General features: G+C 72.9%; 14 protein-coding genes. 7 read left to right on the top strand and 7 right to left on the bottom strand.

Features of this window, described 5'->3' with window-relative positions; translation table 11 throughout:
* Positions 1 to 47 precede the first annotated feature (47 nt).
* The 3 genes from AC5P09_RS03260 to AC5P09_RS03250 are packed head-to-tail and all read left to right on the top strand — an operon-like array spanning position 48 to position 3207.
* Positions 48 to 1181: a glycosyltransferase family 4 protein gene (locus AC5P09_RS03260; protein ID WP_493872353.1), complete on the top strand. Its 1134-nt coding sequence runs from the start codon at positions 48 to 50 to the stop codon at positions 1179 to 1181.
* On the top strand, positions 1178 to 2341 hold the full coding sequence (locus AC5P09_RS03255) for a glycosyltransferase (protein WP_493872352.1): 1164 nt from the start codon (positions 1178 to 1180) through the stop codon (positions 2339 to 2341). The genes AC5P09_RS03260 and AC5P09_RS03255 overlap by 4 nt, the downstream gene beginning before the upstream one ends.
* Entirely contained in the window at positions 2338 to 3207 is an 870-nt protein-coding gene (locus AC5P09_RS03250; protein WP_493872351.1) for an SGNH/GDSL hydrolase family protein, read from the top strand. Before AC5P09_RS03255 ends, AC5P09_RS03250 begins: the two co-directional genes overlap by 4 nt.
* 33 nt (positions 3208 to 3240) lie before the next feature.
* On the opposite strand, the gene AC5P09_RS03245 is transcribed toward AC5P09_RS03250, so the two are convergent.
* From AC5P09_RS03245 to AC5P09_RS03225, 5 genes are read right to left on the bottom strand one after another with little or no spacing between them, the layout of a single operon-like run.
* A complete protein-coding gene (locus AC5P09_RS03245; protein ID WP_493872350.1) occupies positions 3241 to 4110 on the bottom strand; it encodes a 5-oxoprolinase subunit C family protein in 870 nt (289 codons plus the stop codon).
* Positions 4107 to 4733, bottom strand: a complete 627-nt coding sequence (locus tag AC5P09_RS03240; RefSeq protein WP_493872349.1) for a 5-oxoprolinase subunit B family protein — start codon at positions 4731 to 4733, stop codon at positions 4107 to 4109. Before AC5P09_RS03240 ends, AC5P09_RS03245 begins: the two co-directional genes overlap by 4 nt.
* On the bottom strand, positions 4730 to 5488 hold the full coding sequence (locus AC5P09_RS03235) for a LamB/YcsF family protein (RefSeq protein WP_493872348.1): 759 nt from the start codon (positions 5486 to 5488) through the stop codon (positions 4730 to 4732). The genes AC5P09_RS03240 and AC5P09_RS03235 overlap by 4 nt, the downstream gene beginning before the upstream one ends.
* A 20-nt stretch (positions 5489 to 5508) precedes the next feature.
* Positions 5509 to 6354, bottom strand: a complete 846-nt coding sequence (locus tag AC5P09_RS03230) for a putative hydro-lyase (RefSeq protein WP_493872347.1) — start codon at positions 6352 to 6354, stop codon at positions 5509 to 5511.
* Entirely contained in the window at positions 6351 to 7652 is a 1302-nt protein-coding gene (locus tag AC5P09_RS03225; RefSeq protein ID WP_493872346.1) for an MFS transporter, read from the bottom strand. The genes AC5P09_RS03230 and AC5P09_RS03225 overlap by 4 nt, the downstream gene beginning before the upstream one ends.
* Positions 7653 to 7861: 209 nt before the next feature.
* On the opposite strand from AC5P09_RS03225, the gene AC5P09_RS03220 reads away from it, so the two are divergent.
* From AC5P09_RS03220 to AC5P09_RS03205, 4 genes are all read left to right on the top strand, one after another.
* Complete coding sequence (locus tag AC5P09_RS03220) at positions 7862 to 8563, top strand: GntR family transcriptional regulator (protein ID WP_493872345.1); 702 nt, start codon at positions 7862 to 7864, stop codon at positions 8561 to 8563.
* 192 nt (positions 8564 to 8755) lie between these two features.
* On the top strand, positions 8756 to 10282 hold the full coding sequence (locus tag AC5P09_RS03215) for a hypothetical protein (RefSeq protein ID WP_266443256.1): 1527 nt from the start codon (positions 8756 to 8758) through the stop codon (positions 10280 to 10282).
* A gap of 127 nt (positions 10283 to 10409) precedes the next feature.
* Positions 10410 to 11300: a hypothetical protein gene (locus AC5P09_RS03210; protein WP_493872344.1), complete on the top strand. Its 891-nt coding sequence runs from the start codon at positions 10410 to 10412 to the stop codon at positions 11298 to 11300.
* Between the two features lie 44 nt (positions 11301 to 11344).
* On the top strand, positions 11345 to 15973 hold the full coding sequence (locus tag AC5P09_RS03205) for a hypothetical protein (protein WP_493872343.1): 4629 nt from the start codon (positions 11345 to 11347) through the stop codon (positions 15971 to 15973).
* Between the two features lie 35 nt (positions 15974 to 16008).
* Here AC5P09_RS03205 and AC5P09_RS03200 read toward each other — a convergent pair whose 3' ends face one another.
* The gene (locus tag AC5P09_RS03200; RefSeq protein ID WP_493872342.1) at positions 16009 to 17559 is read right to left on the bottom strand and encodes a GMC family oxidoreductase; all 1551 of its coding nucleotides are present in this window, start codon (positions 17557 to 17559) and stop codon (positions 16009 to 16011) included.
* A 16-nt stretch (positions 17560 to 17575) separates the two neighbouring features.
* Positions 17576 to 19138, bottom strand: a complete 1563-nt coding sequence (locus tag AC5P09_RS03195) for an APC family permease (protein WP_493872341.1) — start codon at positions 19136 to 19138, stop codon at positions 17576 to 17578.
* Between the last annotated feature and the right edge of the window lie 59 nt (positions 19139 to 19197).

The raw sequence follows: 19197 nt of genomic DNA, 5'->3' as shown, positions 1-19197 counted from the left end.
AAGATCCACGTTGACGCGGCCACGTCCAGCACGGCGACAACACGGGTATGCGTGTTGTCATCGTGACCGAATCCTTTCCCCCCGACGTGAACGGCGTGGCCCACTGCGCGCTCCAGACCGCCCGGCACCTCGTGGATCGCGGTCACTCTCCGCTCGTCGTCGCGCCGGCCACCGCCGCCGGTACCGGGCCCGGGGCCGATGCCCTGGCGCCGTGCCCCGTCATCCGTGTCCCCTCCCTCCCGCTCCCGGGCTACCCCCAGGTCCGCGTCGCCCTGCCCAGCCGCCGGGTGGCCGCGGCGATCGTCGAGCACCGTGCCGACGTCGTCCACCTCGCCAGCCCCTTCGTCCTCGGCGTCCGCGGCATGGCCGCCGCCGCCCGGCTCGGTGTCCCCGCCGTGGCCGTCTACCAGACCGACCTGGCCGGATACGCCCGCACCTACATGGGCGCCGGTGAGGCCGCGGCCTGGCGGCGCATCCGCTCCGTCCACTCGGCCGCCGACCTCACCCTCGCCCCGTCCAGCCCGGCCCTGCACGACCTGGAAGCACACGGCGTGCCCCGGGTGCGGCTGTGGCCGCGGGGCGTGGACACCGCCCGCTTCCGCCCCGAGCTGCGGGACGAGGCGCTGCGCCGCGAACTCGCCCCGAACGGCGAGCTGATCGTCGGCTACGTCGGCCGCCTTGCCCCTGAGAAGCAGGTCGAGCTGCTGGCCGGCGTCTGCGGCCTGGACGGCGTCCGGGTCGTGGTCGTCGGCGACGGCCCGAGCCGGCCGAGCCTGGACCAGGCGCTGCCGGGGGCGGTCTTCCTGGGCCGCCGCACCGGCGACGAACTCGCCCGGATCTTCGCCTCCCTGGACGTCTTCGCGCACACCGGCCCCTTCGAGACCTTCTGCCAGACCGTGCAGGAGGCCATGGCCAGCGGCGTGCCCGTCGTCGCGCCCGCCGCCGGCGGCCCGCTGGACCTGGTGGCCCACGGGCGCACCGGGCTCCTGGTGCCGCCGCGCGATCCGGACGCCGTACGGGACGCCGTGTGGTCCCTGGCCGCCGACCCCGGCCTGCGCACCGCGTTCGGCGCCGCCGCGCGCGCGACGGTCGAGGGACGCACCTGGGCGGCCGTCGGCGACCAGCTGATCGGGCACTACGCGAACGTGCTCACGGGGCGTCGGACGGTGGTGGCGGCATGAGCGGCGAGTCACTGCGGATCGTGCGCCTGGCGAACTTCGTGGCCCCGGCCTCCGGCGGTCTGCGCACCGCGCTGCGCGAGCTCGGCAAGGGCTTCAAGGCCGCCGGGCACGAGCCGGTGCTGATCGTGCCCGGTGAGCGTGCGAGCGACCGGGAGACCGAGCAGGGACGGGTGATCACCCTTCCCGGGCCGCTGCTGCCCGGTACCGGCGGCTACCGCGTGCTCACCGACAGGCGGCGGGTGGCGCGGCTCCTGGAGGAGCTGGCCCCCGACCGCCTGGAGGTCTCCGACCGTACGACGCTCAGGTGGACCGGCAAGTGGGCGCGGCGCGCCCGGATCCCCGCCGTGATGGTCTCCCACGAGACCGCCGACGGCGTGCTGCGCACCTGGGGCGTGCCGGAGGGCGCCGCCCGGCGTGCCGCGGACGCCCTCAACGTCCGTACGGCACACACGTACGCGCGCGTGGTGTGCACCACGGAGTTCGCCGAGCGGGAGTTCGTGCGGATCGGGGCCCGGAATGTCGTCCGCGCGCCGCTCGGCGTCGATCTCGTGCAGCGGCATCCCGCGCTGCACGACCCCGGCCTGCGCGCCCGGCACGCGCTCGAGGACGAGACGCTGCTGGTGACGTGCACCCGGCTGTCCGTGGAGAAGCGGCCCGGCACCGCGCTGGACGCCCTGGAGGCGCTCGTACGGCGCGGGCGGCGGGCCGTGCTGGTGGTGGCCGGGGACGGGCCGCTGCGGCCGCGGCTCGAACAGCGGGCGCGGGAGCGCGGGTTGCCGGTGACGTTCCTCGGGCACGTCACCGACCGGGCGCTGCTGGGCGCGTTGCAGGCGTCGGCCGACGTGTGCCTGGCGCCGGGGCCCGCCGAGACGTTCGGGCTGGCCGCGCTGGAGGCGATGGCCTGTGGGACGCCCGTCGTGGTCAGTGCCTCGTCCGCCCTGCCGGAGGTGATCGGCTCCGCCGGGGCCGTCGCGGCCGACCACGGCGGGGCCTTCGCGGACGCCGTGGACATGCTCCTCGACCGGCCCGTGCAGGAGCGGCGCGAGGCCGCACGCGCGCGTGCGGAGTGCTTCGGGTGGGACACGGCGGTCGCCGCGTTCCTCGACGCACACGACGCGGCGACGTCCGTACGGCCCTCTGTGCCCGGGGGCGTGACATGAGACCGCTGCGGTTCGTGGCCCTCGGCGACTCGCTGACCGAAGGTGTGGGCGATCCCGTCGGCGACGGGTGGCGCGGCTGGGCCGCGCTGCTCGCCGCAGGGCTCGGCGAAGAGCTCGCGGAGCCGGTGGAGGCCGTGGAGTTCACGAACCTCGCGGTGAGCGGGTCGCAGACCCGTGACGTGCTGGAGAGGCAGCTGCCCGCCGGGCTGGCGCTGCGGCCCGACCTCGCATCGGTGGTCATCGGGGTCAACGACACCCTGCGCTGCACCTTCGACATCCAGGCCGTCGCCGCACGCCTCAACACGGTGTACTCGGCCCTCACCGAGCAGGGCGCGGTCCTGCTCACGGCCTGTCTGCCGGACCCCGGGGCGATGCTCGGGCTGCCGGGCGCCCTGGCCCGCCCGCCGGCCCGGCGGCAGCGGGCGGTGAACGCCGTGGTGCACGCGCTGTCCGAGCGGTACGGGGCGGTGCATCTGCACGCCTGCGAGGGCGCGTGGCTCATGGACCGCGCGATGTGGAGCGCGGACCGGCTGCACCCCGGCGAGCGGGGGCACCGGCAGCTGGCCGTGCGGTTCCACGCACTGCTGGCGGAGCGGGGTCTCGCTACGGGGGCCGCCCCTTCGCCCGAGCCCGAGTTCCCGGCGCCCACCAAGTCCGCGAGCCTGTGGTGGCTCGCCACCGCCGGCACCGGCTGGGTGGCCCGGCGGTACACCGACCTGCTGCCGCAGCTCCTGACCCTGGCGGCCGACGAGTTGCGGCACCGCGCGCGCGGGACGAGCGCCCGGCTCGACCTGCGGGCCTCTGCGGCGGTGTCCGCGGCGCTCGCGACCCTGTCGGTGACGGAGCACCAGCCGGACGCCGCCTAGGGGTTCACCGGCGAGCCGGACACCGCCCGGGGTTCACCGGCGGCGTACGGCCACGAAGCGCACCGGCGTGCCCGGTACCGCCTGTGCGGCGGCCGGGAGGTCGGCCGTGCGGACGACCGCGATCACCGGATAGCCCCCGGTGGTCGGGTGGTCGGCGAGGAAGACCACCGGCCTGCCGTCGGGCGGGACCTGGACGGCCCCCAGCACCATGCCCTCGCTGGGGAGTTCGCCGGACCGGGCCCGCTCCAGGGCGGGCCCCTCGGTGCGCAGCCCGATGCGGTTGCTCGCGGACGACACCCGGTAGGTGCGGGAGGTGAAGGTCCGTACGGCCTCCGCCGTGAACCAGTCGTCGCGGGGACCCACTGTCACCCGCAGCAGGAGTTCGGCCGGGGGCGCCGGCTGCGGGGCGACGTCCACGCGCGCGTGAGGCACTTCGGGGCTCCCCAGGGGCAGCACCGCGCCGTCCGTGAGCGGCGGCGGGCCGAGACCCGACAGGAGGTCCGTGGAGCGGCTGCCGAGGACCGGCTCCACGGCGACTCCGCCGGAGACGGCCACATAGCTGCGTACTCCGGAGACGGCCGCTCCGACGTCCAGGAGCGCGCCCGCGGGCACGCGCACCGGCGCGCCCCAGGCGACCGGGCGGCCGTCCACGGTCACTCGGCAGGGCGCGCCCGCCACGGCCACGGTGACCGTCGAACGGGGCCGCACCGCACAGCCGTTGAGCGTGGTCTCCAGGACGGCCGCCTCGGGACGATTGCCCACCAGCCGGTTGGCGAGCTCGGCCGCCGGGCCGTCCAGCGCGCCCGAGTGAGGGACACCGAGGTGGGCGTGCCCGGGGCGGCCCCGGTCCTGGACGGTGGTGAGCGCTCCGGCGCGTACGACGGAGAGCGCGCGGTCCGTCATGGCGTCCCCACCGGTCCCACCGGAACGAAGCGCACGCGCGTGCCCGGCGACAGCAGCGCGGCCGGCACGCGCGCGTGGTCCCACAGCACGGCATCCGTGGTGCCGATCAGCTGCCAGCCACCCGGCGACGAGCGCGGGTACACGCCCGTGTACGGGCCCGCCAGTCCCACCGAGCCCGCCGGGACCGCCGTACGCGGGGTGGACCGGCGCGGGACGTCGTAGCGCGACGGCAGGCCGGCGAGGTAGCCGAAGCCGGGGGCGAACCCGCAGAAGGCGACGCGGAACTCGGTGCTCGCGTGGATACGGGCCACCTCCGCCTCACCGACACTCCAGAGGGCGGCGACGTCGGCCAGGTCGGGGCCGTCGTAGCGCACCGGGAGCTCGACCACGTCGTGCGTGCGCGGGGGAGTGGGCGGGAGCTGGGTGGCGGTCAGTTCCGACGCCAGGCGGGCCGGGTCGGCGAGGCCGTCCAGGAGGACCGTGCGGGCCGCGGGGACGATCTCGCGGACCGACAACGAGCCCTCCGCACGTCGGCGCAGCAACTCCGCGTGCAGGGCCTGGGCCTCCTCGCCCGAGGCCACCTCGACGAGCAGAGCGCCGTCGCCGACGGGCAGCGCCCTCATACGAAGGCCTCCACCCGGATGCCCGACGCCTCCAGCCGCTGCCGGACGCGGTGGGCCAGCTCCACCGCGCCGGGCGTGTCCCCGTGCAGGCACAGGGAACGCGCGCGTACCGCGATGCGCGCCCCGGAGTGCGCGGTGACCGTGCCGAGACGGGCCAGGTCCACCGAGCGTGCCACGACGGCCTCCGGGTCGGTGAGCACGGCGCCGTCCCGGACGCGCGGGACGAGCGTGCCCTCCTCGGTGTACGCGCGGTCCGCGAACGCCTCGGTGACGGTCGGCAGGCCCGCCTTGCCGGCCAGTTCCAGCAGGCGCGAACCCGGCAGCCCCAGTACGGGCAGCGAGTCCTCCGCGAGGAGGACGCCCTCGACGACCGCGGCCGCCTGCTCCGCGTCGTGCACGACGCGGTTGTAGAGCGCGCCGTGCGGCTTGACGTACGACACACGCGAGCCCGCCGCACGCGCGAACACCTCCAGGGCGCCGATCTGGTAGGCCACCTCGGCCGCCAGTTCGGCGGGCGGCACGTCCATGGCGCGCCGCCCGAACCCCGCCAGGTCCCGGTAGGAGACCTGGGCGCCGATCCGTACCCCGCGCGCGGCCGCCAGCTCGCACACCCGCCGCATGGTGGCCGCGTCCCCGGCGTGGAAGCCGCAGGCCACGTTGGCGCTGGTGACGACGGTCAGCAGTCGCTCGTCGTCGGTCAGCCGCCAGCGGCCGAAGCCCTCGCCGAGGTCGGCGTTCAGATCGATGGAGGTCATGGATCCTTCGCTACTCCTTCTCAGGCCACGCGGAACTGTTCGTCGCGGGCGTCGGTGAGGAACATCTGGCCCGGTGCGTGGGTGATGGCGAACGGCGGGCGCGAGGCCATCACCGCGGCCTGCGGGGTCACACCGCAGGCCCAGAAGACCGGGATGTCGTCCGGCTCGGCGTCCACCGGCTCTCCGAAGTCGGGGTTCCCGAGGTCGTCGATGCCCAACGCCGACGGGTCGCCGCAGTGTACGGGGCTGCCGTGCACCGCCGGGAGCAGGCTGCTCTCCCGGATGGCGGCCGGCAGGTGCTCCGGCGGCACCGGGCGCATGGACACCACCAGCGGGCCGTGCAGCCGGCCCGCCGGACGGCACTCGCGGCCGGTCACGTACATCGGGACGTTGCGGCCCTGCTCGATGTGCCGGATCGGGACGCCCGCCCCGGACAGCGCCCACTCGAAGGTGAAGCTGCAGCCGATCAGGAACGACACCAGGTCCCCGCGCCAGTACGCGCGCACGTCCGTCGGCTCGTCCACCAGCTCCCCGTCCCGCCACACCCGGTAGCGCGGCAGATCGGTGCGCAGGTCGGCGTCGTCCGCGAGGACGGTGGTCCAGGAGCCGGCGTCCGTGACGTCGAGCACCGGGCAGGGCTTGGGGTTGCGCTGGCAGAACAGCAGCATGTCGTACGCCCAGTCGGCGGGCACCGAGATCAGGTTGACCTGGGTGTGGCCCGCCGCGACCCCGGCGGTGGGGCCCGCGAGCCCCGCGCGAAAGCGGGTCCGTGCTTCTGCCGGGCTCCACGCGTGCGCGTGCTCGTCGACGAGGGTGAGCGGCAGGTCGGTGGTCACGGTCAGGGGGCGGTGTTCCGTGCGGTTCACGCGAGCTCCTTTCCGCGCGTCTCCGGCAGCCCGAGCAGCGCCAGGGCAGCGATCCCGTAACCGATCGCGCCGAAGACCAGCGCGCCGCCCACACCCCAGCTGTCGGCCAGGAAGCCGACCGTGGTCGGGAAGACGGCGCCCACCGCGCGACCGGTGTTGTACGTGAAGCCCTGCCCCGTGCCGCGAATCGCCGTCGGGTACAGCTCGCTCAGGAAGGACCCGAAGCCGCTGAAGATCGCCGACATGCAGAACCCGAGCGGGAAACCGAGCACCAGGAGCAGGGTGTTGGAGCCGCTCGGGATGTTCGCGTACGCCAGGATGCACACGGCCGACAGCAGTGCGAAGAGCCAGATGTTGCGACGGCGGCCCAGCCGGTCGGTGAGATAGCCACCGGTGAGGTAGCCGAGGAACGCGCCGGAGATCAGGAACGTGAGGTAGCCGCCGGTGCCGACGACGGACAGGCCGCGCTCGGTCTTCAGGTAGGTGGGCACCCAGGTGGCGAGGGTGTAGTAGCCGCCCTGGACGCCGGTGGAGAGCAGGACGGCGAAGAACGTCGTGCGCAGCATGCCGGGCTTGAAGATCGCCGCGAACGAGCCCTTCCCGGTGCTCCGCTCCCGTACGGCGATCGCCTCCGGCGCGTCCTGCACCCGGCGCCGCATCCAGATGACCAGCAGCGCGGGCAGCGCGCCGGTCCAGAACATGATCCGCCAGGCCAGGTCGTCGCCGACGAACGAGAAGACCAGCGTGTACATGATCGCGGCGAGCGCCCAGCCGACGGCCCAGGAACTCTGGATCGCGCCGAGCGTGCGGCCCCGGTGCTTGGCGCTCGCGTACTCGGCGACCAGGATCGCGCCGACCGCCCACTCGCCGCCGAAACCGAGGCCCTGGAGGGCGCGGAAGACCAGCAGCGTCTCGTAGTTGGGCGCGAAACCGCAGGCGACCGTGAAGACTGCGTAGGTGATCACCGTGGTCATCAGTGCCTTGACGCGGCCGATCCGGTCGGCCATCACGCCCGCCAGGGCACCGCCGATCGCGGAGACCACGAGGGTGACGGTGGTGAACAGGCCGGTCTGGCCGCTGTCCAGGCCGAAGTACGCGGCCAGCGCGACCATGCTCAGCGGCAGCGTGAAGTAGTCGTAGGAGTCCAGGGCATAGCCGCCGAACGCACCCGCGAAGGCGCGGCGGCCACGCGGTCCGAGGGCGCGCAGCCAGGCCAAGGCCCCGTCGTCGTCGGGGCGTTCGTCCGTTGCCGGCTGTGCGTCGGGGCTGAGGGCTTGCGGTGGAGGGGTCGTGCTCATGGGCACCTCGCAGAGGGAGGACGGAGGGCGCGTGAGAAGTGAGCCGTGCCGTGCGGAAGCCGTGCGGAAGCCGTGCGGAAGCCGTGCCGTGCGGAAGCTGTGGCGTCGTCGAGCGGGGACGGCGCCGTTCGTAGCAAGGTAGAGGATCGTTGAACGATCCTTCAATACTCATGTTGTTTCGTTCTTGTATCTGCGATTGAATTCCGGGCATGGCAGAGCAGCTTGCGGGACTGGCCGACGACCGAGCCCTCCTGGGCCGCACGAGCACGGCAGAACGGGTTTCGGACATCCTCAGGAGCCGTATCGCCGAGGGGTTCTTCCTGCCCGGGACCCGGCTGTCGGAGGACAGCATCGGCGGTGCGCTCGGCGTTTCCCGCAACACGCTGCGCGAGGCGTTCCGGCTGCTCACGCACGAACGCCTGCTCGTCCACGAGTTGAACCGGGGCGTCTTCGTCCGCGTGCTGACCGTCGAGGACGTGGAGGACATCTACCGCACCCGCGGCCTCGTCGAGTGCGCTGTCGTACGGGGACTCGGTGAGCCGCCGTACGCCCTGGACGGGCTTGCGGAGGCCGTGGCCGAAGGGCAGCGGGCGGCGCGCGAAGGTGACTGGAAAGTGCTGGGTACGGCCAATATCCACTTCCACCGGGAACTGGTCGCGCTCGCGGGGAGCGACCGTACGAGCGAGCTGATGCGCAGCGTCTTCGCCGAACTGCGCCTCGCCTTCCACGTGGTGGACGACCCGCGCCGGCTGCACGAGCCGTACCTCGCGCGCAACCAGCAGATCCTTCGGGCGCTGCAGGCGGGGGACAAGGGCGAGGCCGAGAAACTGCTCGCGGTGTACCTCGGAGACTCGCTGGAGCGAGTGGTCGAGGTCTACCGGCGGCGGGTGGGCGAGGAGGGGGCTTTTTAGGGGCGCGGGGCTGTATCGATATGCGGCTCCTCCCCCACTCTCGGCTTCGCTCGAGCGGGGGGACCCCCATCGTGGGCGCGACAAGCCCCCACCGGCCCGCACCCGGAGAACAACCGGTAGGCGCCTGCCGACCGCCGGAGGCGATCCGCGTCGTTTGGGTCGTTGTCAGACCGAGGACCTAGTCTGTGCACCGTGACTTCGCCTGCATCGACGGACAGCGTTCCGCCCCAGCTCAGCGCGGGGCCGCGCCCCGCACCGGGCCCGGCCGCCGACGAGGGACTGGCGCGGCGGCTGCGCGCGCTCGCCTGCACCGCGCCGCTGCACGACCTCGACGCACGCAAGGCCAACCTCGCGGGCGAGTACTCGGTGTACGGCATGGCGGAGGTGGCCCTCGCGGCCATCGACCTGGTCACTCTGAACATGGACTTCGACACCGGCGCCGACCACGACCAGATCGTCGCCCGGCTCATCCCGCGCATCGCCGCCCAGGCCCCGCAGCGGCCCGTCGCCGAGCACGAGCGGGTGGCCCGCTGGGTCCTGGAGAACCTGATCAACGTCGGCAGCGTGGACCGCGGCTTCCGGGCCGTATACGGCACCTTCGCGCAGGACGGCACGTATGTGCGCCGTGACTACGACTTCAAGCTGATCGAGGAGGTCCCCGGGCCCGGCGGCTCGGTCTATCTCCGTACGACGGACGAGGCGGTCAACGTCCTCGTGGGCGCCCTGGACACCGATGTCACCAGTGCGCAGATCGCCGCCGAGGTCAAGCTGGAGGTGCTGATCAGCCGGGGTCGTCTCGCCGATGCCCAGCTGGCCGCCGAACAGGCCCGGTACCGCACGGTGCAGTACTCGGAGACCCTGCGCAGGGCGCTGGACGCGACCCGGCGCAACGTCCGGGCGGTGGACTGGCTCACCACCGTGCCCGACATGATCGCCGAGGCCCTCGACCATGTGGCCGACCGCTACCGCCACGAGAACGCGATCCTCACCAACATCCGCAAGGCGCGCGACGAGTCCGAGGACCCGGAGCAGAAGCGGCGTGCCGCCGAGCTGGTGGACATCGTGAAGGACTGCATCCGGCGGCACACACAGTTGCAGTCCCGGCTGCTGGAAGCGGGACCTCTGTTCCGCGCCGAGCAGGACCGGCAGGCGTTCGCCACGCCGATGACGACGTCGGGGACGGATCTGTACGGGCATCTGCTCGCGCCGGTACTGCCGCTGCCCCTGGAGCAGGCGGTTCGGGTCACCGACGCGTTCTTCGCGAGCGGGACGGGGCTGCGTACGCCGGTGTCGGTGCGGGTGGGTGACCTTGTCGACATATTGCTGACGCCGCCGATGGAGCGGGAGCATCTGGGCGCGGAGATGCCGGAGCCGGATCTCATCGCTACGCCGGACGACAGTCGGTTCAGCGAGGAGCAGTTGGCTGCCGCGATGGAGCTGCTGGATCTGCCGGCGGATGCGCCGCGGAGGCTGTCGGGGCTGCTTGCCGAGGCTCGGCGGCAGGATCCTGATCTGCCTTACCTCGTCGCGTTGTTGGCGGTCCATGCGGCCAGTCCGCCGGTCGGTACGGCGTATCGGCAGGGCGAGGAGAAGTTGTTGTTCGCCGTGGATGACGGGGTGGAGTTGGACGATCCCGAGTTCGGTGGGGCCGATCTGATTGTGGGGACGGCTTTGCTGGATGCGGTGGGGATGGCAGCGGGGCGGACGGAGGCGGCTTGATGTCCATTGCCGACTGCGGGCCGTACGTGGCTGGTCGCGCCCACGCGGCGGAGCCGCACATGTCAGAGCCCCGCGCCCCTGGGTGGGTAATCCGCGCCGTTGTTTTCAAGTTCGAGGAGTTGCAGTCGTGACCGAGCACGTCGAGTGGAGTGACACGGAGGCCTCCGCCCCTTCGGCGACCGCGCCCGTCACGCCCGCCGACGCCGCCGACGCGGCGCGGCTCGTCGCCTTCGGGCTGCAGCCCAAGTTGCAGCCCGCCCGTGATCAGGAGTACGCGGAGCTGCTGCGGCGCTACCGCGAGGACCCGCCGTTCGCGCGGCTCGCCGACGCCGTGGCGGCCGGGCTGGGGCTGGTCGTGCTGGAGGTGTCCCCGCGTGCGGGGATGGCCGTGACGGCCGCCGAGGACTCGGTGTTCGCCGTGCGGATGGGCGACTACGCGCGTCGGACGTCCGCCGACGGCGGGGACCGGTTCCTGCACGGGCTGGCGCATCTCGCCGTCGCCGCCATGGCGTTCCCGCGGCCGGAGGATCTCGCCGACGACGGGTACATCGGGCGCGTCTCGGTCAACGGGGTCGACGCGTTCGTACGGCAGGCGTGCCGGCGTCTGGAGGAGCGTGCCGAGGAGCAGGGCGAGAACACCGACCCGGCCACCGACGCGCCCGGTCTGGAGGCCGCTTGGCGGATCTGGGTCAGACGCAGCGCGACCGGTGCCACCAAGGACGCGCGCCGGCTCGCCGGTTCCACGACCGGCATCGTCGGCAAGGCCGTCGCCTTCCTCACCGACTCCGGGTTCCTGCAGCGGACCGGGGACGACAACGGCGGTACGTACCGGACCACGGCCCGCTACCAGCTCCAGGTGCGGGACATGGCGGGCATCGCCGCGATGGCCGAGTTGCTGGAGCTGGGTGTCGTGCCGGTGACCGACGGGACGCCGACGCTGCTGCCGCCCGAGGACACCGACGACCTGGACCTGGTGGCCGACGCCGGGTTGCCGTTCCACGCACCCGCACAGTCCTGACCCCCCACCTGCCGAAGACTGCCGAAGACTTACGAGAGTCCGCCATGTACGAGCTGTCCCGCGTCCGCCTCTACTCCATCGGGCCCGCCGGTGCGCGCTACGCCGACACCGTGCTCGACCTGCGCGGTGTGGGCGAGCCCGTGCCCGACCCCGCGCCCGCCCAGGCGGAGTTCTTCGAGGAGGAGCCGGTCGGCCCGCCGCGCCGGCCCGCGCCCGCGGGTGTGCTCTTCCTGGAGAACGGCGGCGGCAAGTCCGTCCTCCTGAAGCTGATCTTCTCGGTGATGCTGCCGGGCCACCGCAACACCCTCGGCGGCGCGAGCTCCGGCGTGCTGCGCAAGTTCCTGCTCGCGGACGACTGCGGTCACGTGGCGCTGGAGTGGCAGCACGTGCTGACCGGCGAGTGTGTCGTGGTCGGCAAGGTGAGTGAGTGGCGCGGGCGTCAGGTCTCCAACGACCCGCGGAAGTTCGCCGAGGCCTGGTACTCCTTCCGCCCCGGGCCCGGTCTGAGCCTGGACAGCCTGCCAGTCGCCGAGTCCACGGCCGTCCGGCCGTCCGTCGAGGGCCAGTCGGGCGCCCAGGGGCGTCGGCGGACCATGAAGGGCTTCCGGGACGCCCTCACCGAGGCGGGCAAGGCGTACCCGCACCTGGAGGTGCACTGGGAGGAGATCCACGACCGGTGGATCGAGCACCTCGGCGACCTCGGCCTCGACCCCGAACTCTTCCGCTACCAGCGGGAGATGAACGCCGACGAGGGCGAGGCCGCCGGCCTCTTCGCGGTCAAGAAGGACTCCGACTTCACCGACCTGCTGCTGCGCGCGGTGACCGACACCCGCGACACCGACGGCCTCGCCGACCTGGTCAGCGGCTTTGGCAACAAGCTGGGGCGACGTGCCGAGCTGATCGCCGAACGGGACTTCACCGCCGGGTCGGTCGACCTGCTCGGCCGGATCGTCGAGGCGGCCGAGGCCCGCTCTCGCGCGCGTGACATCCACTCCGGGGCCGAGCGCCGTACGAGGACCCTGGCGCGGCGGCTGTCCGCGCGCGGCGCCCAGGAACGCGTACGAGCCGGCGACCTCGCCCAGCGGGTCACCGCCGCCGCGTACGCCGTCACACACTCCGAGGCCGCCCGGGAGCGCAGCGCGCTGATCGCCGCCGAACTCGCCTTCCGGCACGCCTCGTTGGCGCTGGCCGGCGCCGAGAAGTCGGCCGCCGCGCAGAAGCGCGAGCTCGCCGACGCACGCACGCTGCACTCCGCCTGGCAGGCCGCCGAGGCGGTGCTGCGCCACCGCGCCGCCGCCGACCGGGTCGCGCGCGTGGCCGCCGCGATCCAGGAGGCCGAGCGGGACGCGGCGCCCGCGCTGGCCGCCCGGGCCAGGGCCGCCGTCGATCTCGTACGGGCCCTGCACGCGGCCACGGAGGGCGCCGAGACCCTCGCCGACGAGGAGGAGGAGCGCTCCGCCGCCCTCCAGGAGGTCAGCGACTCCGCGTACCGGGACTCCACCTCCGCCGCTACCGAGGCACAGCGCGCCCGCAGCGAGGCCGGGCATCTGCGCCAGCGGCTGACCGAGGTCGAGCAGGAGACCGACGAGGCGGTGCGCGCGGGCTGGCTCGACGACAGCGCGCCCGACGCCGACCCCGCGCGCGCGGCCCTCGCCGCCAGCGACGCCGAGAAGGCCGCCGTGGCCGCCTGGGACACCGCACGCGAGGCCTCGCACCGGGCCACCGAGCACGGACGCGAAGCCGCCGCGGCCGAGTCCCGCGCGGAGCTGACGGCGGCGCGTGCGGAGGACGCGGCCGCCGCGGCCGAGCGGTCCTACGAGGCCGAGCGCCGCCTCGCCGAGGCCCTCGCTGTCGAGGAGCGGCTGGCCGAACTGCTGAGCCTGACGGGCGGCGACACGCGCTCTTCAGTGGTTCCGCAGCCCCGACAGGACGCGGACGACAGCAACCAAAGGGCACTCACCCCCGAGGACCTGGACCGTTTCGCCGACGAGCTGCGCGAGCTGCTCGACGACGCGGTCTCCTCCGCCGAGCGGCAGCTCTTCGAGCTGCGTACGGCCGCCGCCGACGACGCCCGCATCCTCGGTGCCCTCGGTGACGGCGGACTGCTGCCGCCCGGCCCGGACGTGCTGGCGACCGTCGAGTACCTCGGCGAGCACGGCATCCCCGCGCTGCCCGGCTGGCGCTACCTCGCGCAGGCCGTCGACCCGGCCGACCACGCGCGCGTGCTGGCAGCCCGGCCGGAACTGGTCGATGGCGTGATCATCACCGACCCCGCCACGCACGCGCGTGCCCGCGAGGCGCTGAGCGACGCCGCGCTGCTGCCACGGTCGGCCGTGGCGGTCGGTACGGCGGCCGCCCTCCTCGCGCCGACGCCGGCCCCCGACTCCGAGAACGGTGCCGTCTTCCTGGTACCGCCGAACCCGGCCATGCACGACGAGCACGCCGCCGACGAGGAGCGGCAGGCGCTGCGCGCGCGGGCCGCCGAGCGGGACGAGGAGATCAGGGCGCTCGCGGCCCGGCTCGGCAAGGACCGGGAGCTGTCGGCGAGGCTCGCCTCCTGGCGCACCGGCTGCCCGGCCGGGCGGCTCGTCGAGCTGGCCCAGGCCGCCCGGGACACGCGGGCGTTCGCCGAGGAGTCCGAGGCCGAACTCGCCGAGGCACGGACCGTTCGCGCCGAGGCCGACGAAGCCGCCGCCGAGGCCGCGCAGGTGCGGGACGAGCGGCAGGAGGCGGCCCAGAAGGCGCGGCGCGCCGCCGACGCCCTCGCCGGGCTCGCCTTCCGGCTGCGGGAGCGGGCCGGCTGGCAGGTCAAGCTGCGCGAACTCGCCGACGAGGCCACCGAGTCGGAGGCCCGCGCCCAGTCCTTGCTGGACCGTGCCCGCGCCGCCGACGAGGACCGGCGTGCCGCCCAGCGCGCCGCCGACGACGCCCGCCGCACCGCCCGTGCGCTGCGCGCCGAGCGCTCCGAGATCGCGGGCGCCCCCGACGACGTACCGGAGAACGACGCGGCGGACCCCACGGCGTCCCTGCCGGCCTTCCGTGAGGCCTATCGGGCCGCTTCCCAGCTCTACGAGAAGGTCGGCGTCGGCGCCGATCTGCGGGCCGAGCAGGCGCGGGCGGAGAGCGACGAGAGCGCGGCGCGCGCCGACCTGGACCGGCTGAGCAACAAGGTCCGCACGCGCGCGGAGCAGCTGCTCCAGTCGCCCGACGGCTCCGACGGCCCGTCCCGGCAGGCCGCCGTCGCGCGGGCCGACGAGCTGGTGCAGCTTCTGGAGACCCGGATGTCCCACGCGAGCGAGCAGCTCGGGCGGCTGCGCGGCGAGGCCGAGCGGCACGCGCCCGAGGACGGCGAGGCGCACACCGACCTGCCGGAGGAACTGCGGCCGCGCGACGCCGAGCACGCCCAGGCGCTGCTGCGCACGGCCACGGCCGAACTCGCCTCACGCACCGAGGCGTTGAGCCAGGCCCGGCAGGCGCACGCCGAACTCCTCGACGCGCACCGGGCCGCCGAGGACGCGGCCGGCGGCTTCGACGAGATCGCCGCGATGCTCCGCGACCTGCTGCGCGAGCACACATCGGAGGAGGAGCAGGAGGAGACCGAGCCGTATCCCGGCAGCCCGGAGGAGGCCCGGCAGGCCGCCGCCGAGGCTCGCCGGTCCCTGCGCGGCTGCGCCGCCGACCTGTCGACCGCCGAGGCCGCCGTGCGCGAGGCGAGCGACATCCTCGTCCGGCACGCCAACTCCACGCGCTACGAGCAGGTCCGCACTCCCGCCCGGCAGCAGATCCGCGAACTTCCCGCCTCCGCGCTGCCCGAGCACGCCCAGAAGTGGGCCGACGCCTTCGCACCCCGACTCCGCGTTCTCACCGACGAGTTGGAGCAGCTGGAACGCAACCGGGATTCGATCGTGGACCGCCTGCGAGGGCTCGTCGAGTCGGCGCTCGCGACCCTGCGGTCCGCCCAGCGGCTCTCCCGGTTGCCCGAAGGGCTCGGCGAGTGGTCCGGGCAGGAGTTCCTGCGCATCCGCTTCGAGGAGCCCGACCAGGCCACCCTCACCGAGCGGCTCGGCGAGGTCATCGACGAGGCGACACGGGCCGCCGTCAAGAAGAACTCCGACCTGCGGCGCGACGGCATGTCCCTGCTGCTGCGCGGGGTCGGCGCGGCGCTCCATCCCAAGGGCGTCGCCGTCGAGATCCTCAAGCCGGACGCCGTCCTGCGTGCCGAACGCGTGCCCGTCGGGCAGATGGGCGACGTGTTCTCCGGTGGGCAGCTGCTGACGGCCGCCATCGCCCTGTACTGCACGATGGCCGCGCTTCGGTCCAACGACCGGGGACGCGACAAGCACCGGCACGCCGGCACGCTGTTCCTCGACAACCCGATCGGGCGCGCCAACGCCACCTACCTGCTGGAGCTCCAGCGGGCCGTGTCGGACGCGCTGGGCGTCCAGCTCCTCTACACCACCGGCCTGTTCGACACGACCGCGCTCGCCGAGTTCCCGCTGGTCATCAGGTTGCGCAACGACGCCGACCTGCGCGCCGGGCTGAAGTACATCAGCGTGGAGGAACACCTCCGGCCGGGACTGCCTCAGCAGGCCCCGGCCGGAGAAGGTGAAGCGGTGCACAGTGAGATCACGGCGACGCGGATGTTCAAACGGCCCGCGCCGACCGCCAGTTGACCAACCTGCGGATCAACGTCTGATCAACCTGTTGATCAGGCGTCCTCCTTCAACAGGTCCGCGCACTTCTCGCCGATCATCATCGTCGTGATGCACGGGTTGACGGCGACGAGGTCCGGCATGACGGACCCGTCGGCGACCCTGAGTCCCTCGATCCCCTTGACCCGCAGCCGCGCGTCGAGCGGGGCCGAGGGGTCGTCGTCCGCGCCCATCTTCACAGTGCAGGACGGGTGGTAGACGGTGTTGTGGGTCTTGTGGATGTAGTCGAGCAGTTCGGCGTCCGTCTGCACGTCCGGACCCGGGGCCAGTTCCGCGCCCGCCCAGCCGCTCAGCGCGGGCTGCGAGGCGATACGACGGGCGAGCTTGAGCCCGTACGTCATCACCCGCACGTCGTGCTCGTGGGTGAAGTACCGCGGGTCGACCTTGGGCTTGTCCCGGTAGTCGAGGGTGCGCAGGCGAACCGTTCCCCGCGACTTCGCCCGCGTCACGTTCGGCGTGAGGCAGAACGCGTTCTCCGAGGTCGGATAGCCCCAGCGGGCGGTGTTCATGTCGAACGGCACCGACCCGTAGTGGAACATCAGGTCGGGACGGTCCAGGCCCTCCTCGGTGTCGTAGAAGATGCCCGCCTCCCACCACTGGCTGGACGAGGTGGTCATCGGCTGCTTGGCGTCCCACATGATGACGCCCTCGGGGTGGTCCTGGAGGTTCTCGCCGACGCCCGCCGAGTCGACGACGACCTCGACGCCGACCTCGCGCAGGTGTTCGGCCGGTCCGATGCCGGACAGCATCAGCAGCTTCGGGGTGTCGATCGCCCCGCACGACACGATCACCTCGCGGCGGGCCCGTACCGTCCGGGTGTGGATCAGATCGGGGTCCAGATACTCGGCGCCCACGCACCGTCGGCCGTCGAGCACGAGCTTCTTGGCCCGCACCCGCGTCCGTACCTCCAGATTCGGTCGCTTGCCCATGACCGGGTGGAGGTAGGCGACCGAGGACGACTGGCGGATGTTGTTCTCGTCGGAGTTGATCTGGAACCAGTTGGCGCCCCGGACCACCGTCGAGCCGGTGTTGAAGGGCGTCGTCGGGATTCCCGCCTGCGCGCACGCCTCCAGCAGGGCCGTGCCGCACGGGTCGTCGCTCTTCAGCGTGCGCAGCTTGACGGGTCCGGTGCGGCCGTGGTGGTCGCCGGGAGCGTCGTTGTTCTCCAGCCGCCGGTAGAGCGGGAAGAGGTCGACGGCGCTCCACCCCGTGCAGCCTCCGGCGGCCCAGTCGTCGAGGTCCTCGGCCGGTGCCCAGAAGGCGATGCAGGAGTTGTGGGACGAACAGCCGCCCAGGACCTTCGCCCGGGCGTGCCGCATGAAGCTGTTGCCGCTCGCCTGTAGCTCGACCGGGTAGTCCCAGTCGTAGCCGGACTCCAGCAGACCCATCCAGCGCTCGAGTTTGAGGACGTCCTCGTCGCCGACGTCGCTCGGACCCGCCTCCAGGACGCACACCGTGACCGAGGGATCCTCGGAGAGCCGGGCCGCCACCACGTTGCCCGCGGTGCCGCCGCCGACCACCACATAGTCGAACTCATCGGTGCTCATGAGTAGTTGACCTCCTTCAGTCGGCCGCCGGGGCGGAGAGGGGAGTCGTGGTGGCGGTGGGCTGCAGCTGGTGCTCGGCGAGGACGCCGGTGCGGTGCCGCTGCACGAACCAGTAGTAGGCGAAGCCGCCGCCCATGATGACCGCGACGAACAGCACCGCGCCCCAGCGCAGGTACCAGTGGAACGGAGCGGCCGCGTTGTAGACCTCGGCCCGCGGCCAGATCAGGTTGATCGTCATGGCCGTGCCCCAGACCACGGCGACGATGTTGACGAGCAGCCCCCAGCGGCCCAGCGAGAACTTTCCGTCGCCCGCGGGCTGCCACTTGCCGCGCAGCCGGGCCACCAGCATCGGCGCGGTGACGCCGAGGTAGGCGAGGTAGATCATGATGATGCCGATGCTGGTGACGACGGTGAAGATCTGCGGCTGGCGGATGTTCACGACGAGGATCGCCACGGCGAGGATGCCGATGATCACCGCGGGCAGCACCGGGGTCTGGAAGCGCGGGCTGACCTTGGCCAGCCGGGAGGACGCGGGCAGGTTGTTGTCACGGGCCATCGCGAAGGTGAGGCGGATCGCCGCCGTGTGGACGGCCAGCGCGCACACGGTGACCGCGATCAGCACGCACCACAGCATCGCCTTTCCGGCCGTCGATCCGAGCACGTCGAGGACGATGTACTGCAGGCCGTCCGTCGACAGCTGCTCGCCCTTCAGGCTGGAGACGCTCATCAGCGCGAGCAGCAGGATCAGGCCGCCCAGGACGAACGAGGCGACGATGGCGCGGATGATGGCGCGCGGCGCGTTGCGGGACGGGTCGAGGGACTCCTCGCCGAGCGAGGCGGCCGTGTCGAAGCCGTACATCACGTACGCGGACGCCAGCGAGGCCACCAGGAAGGCGCCCATGTAGCCCGCCTGGTGCCCGGCCCCGGTGCCCGCCGTCTCGGTCACCACCTGCGGTCCCCGCGTGATGTGTACGGCGAACATCACGATGAGGACGACGGTGGCGATCAGCTCGATGAGCACGCCCGCGCTGTTGATGGTGGCCATCAGCTTCACACCGAAGGCGTTCACCAGGGTCGTGAAGAGGATCAACACGGTGGCGAGGACGACCGCGTTGGTCGCCACGTCGTACTTGCCGGTGCCGTCACCTATGAACTGGAACGTTGACGAGATCTGCGGGAGCGTCAACTGGTAGGCCAGCGCGACGGCCGAGATGGACACGATGGACGCGATCAACATCATCCAGCCGGCCAGCCAGCCCAGATGCGGATTGCCTATCTTCTTCGACCAGTTGTAGACCGAGCCCGCCACGGGATAGCGGGCGGCCAGTTCCGCGAAACACAGGGCGACCATGAACTGGCCGACGAAGACCATCGGCCACGACCACCAGTAGGCGGGGCCGCCGCTGCCGTAGCCGAAGTAGAACAGCTGGAAGGTGCCGGTGAGGATCGAGATGTAGCTGATTCCGGCGGCGAAGGTGTGGAAGTTGCCGAGGGTGCGCTTGAGTTCGGGTTTGTATCCGAACTCGGCGAGTTCGGCGTCGTCTCTTTGACCGGACGGTGGTTGCTCGGTTGTCGTCATGAGCGGACTCCTGGTGGGCCGGAGGAGGGGAGGTGAGCGGCTCGGCGCGGGTGCCGGGA

It is taken from the genome of Streptomyces sp. a15 (genome assembly GCF_059026085.1).
Note: the sequence above shows the minus strand (reverse complement) of the source record. Positions and strands in the feature narration are given on the sequence as shown.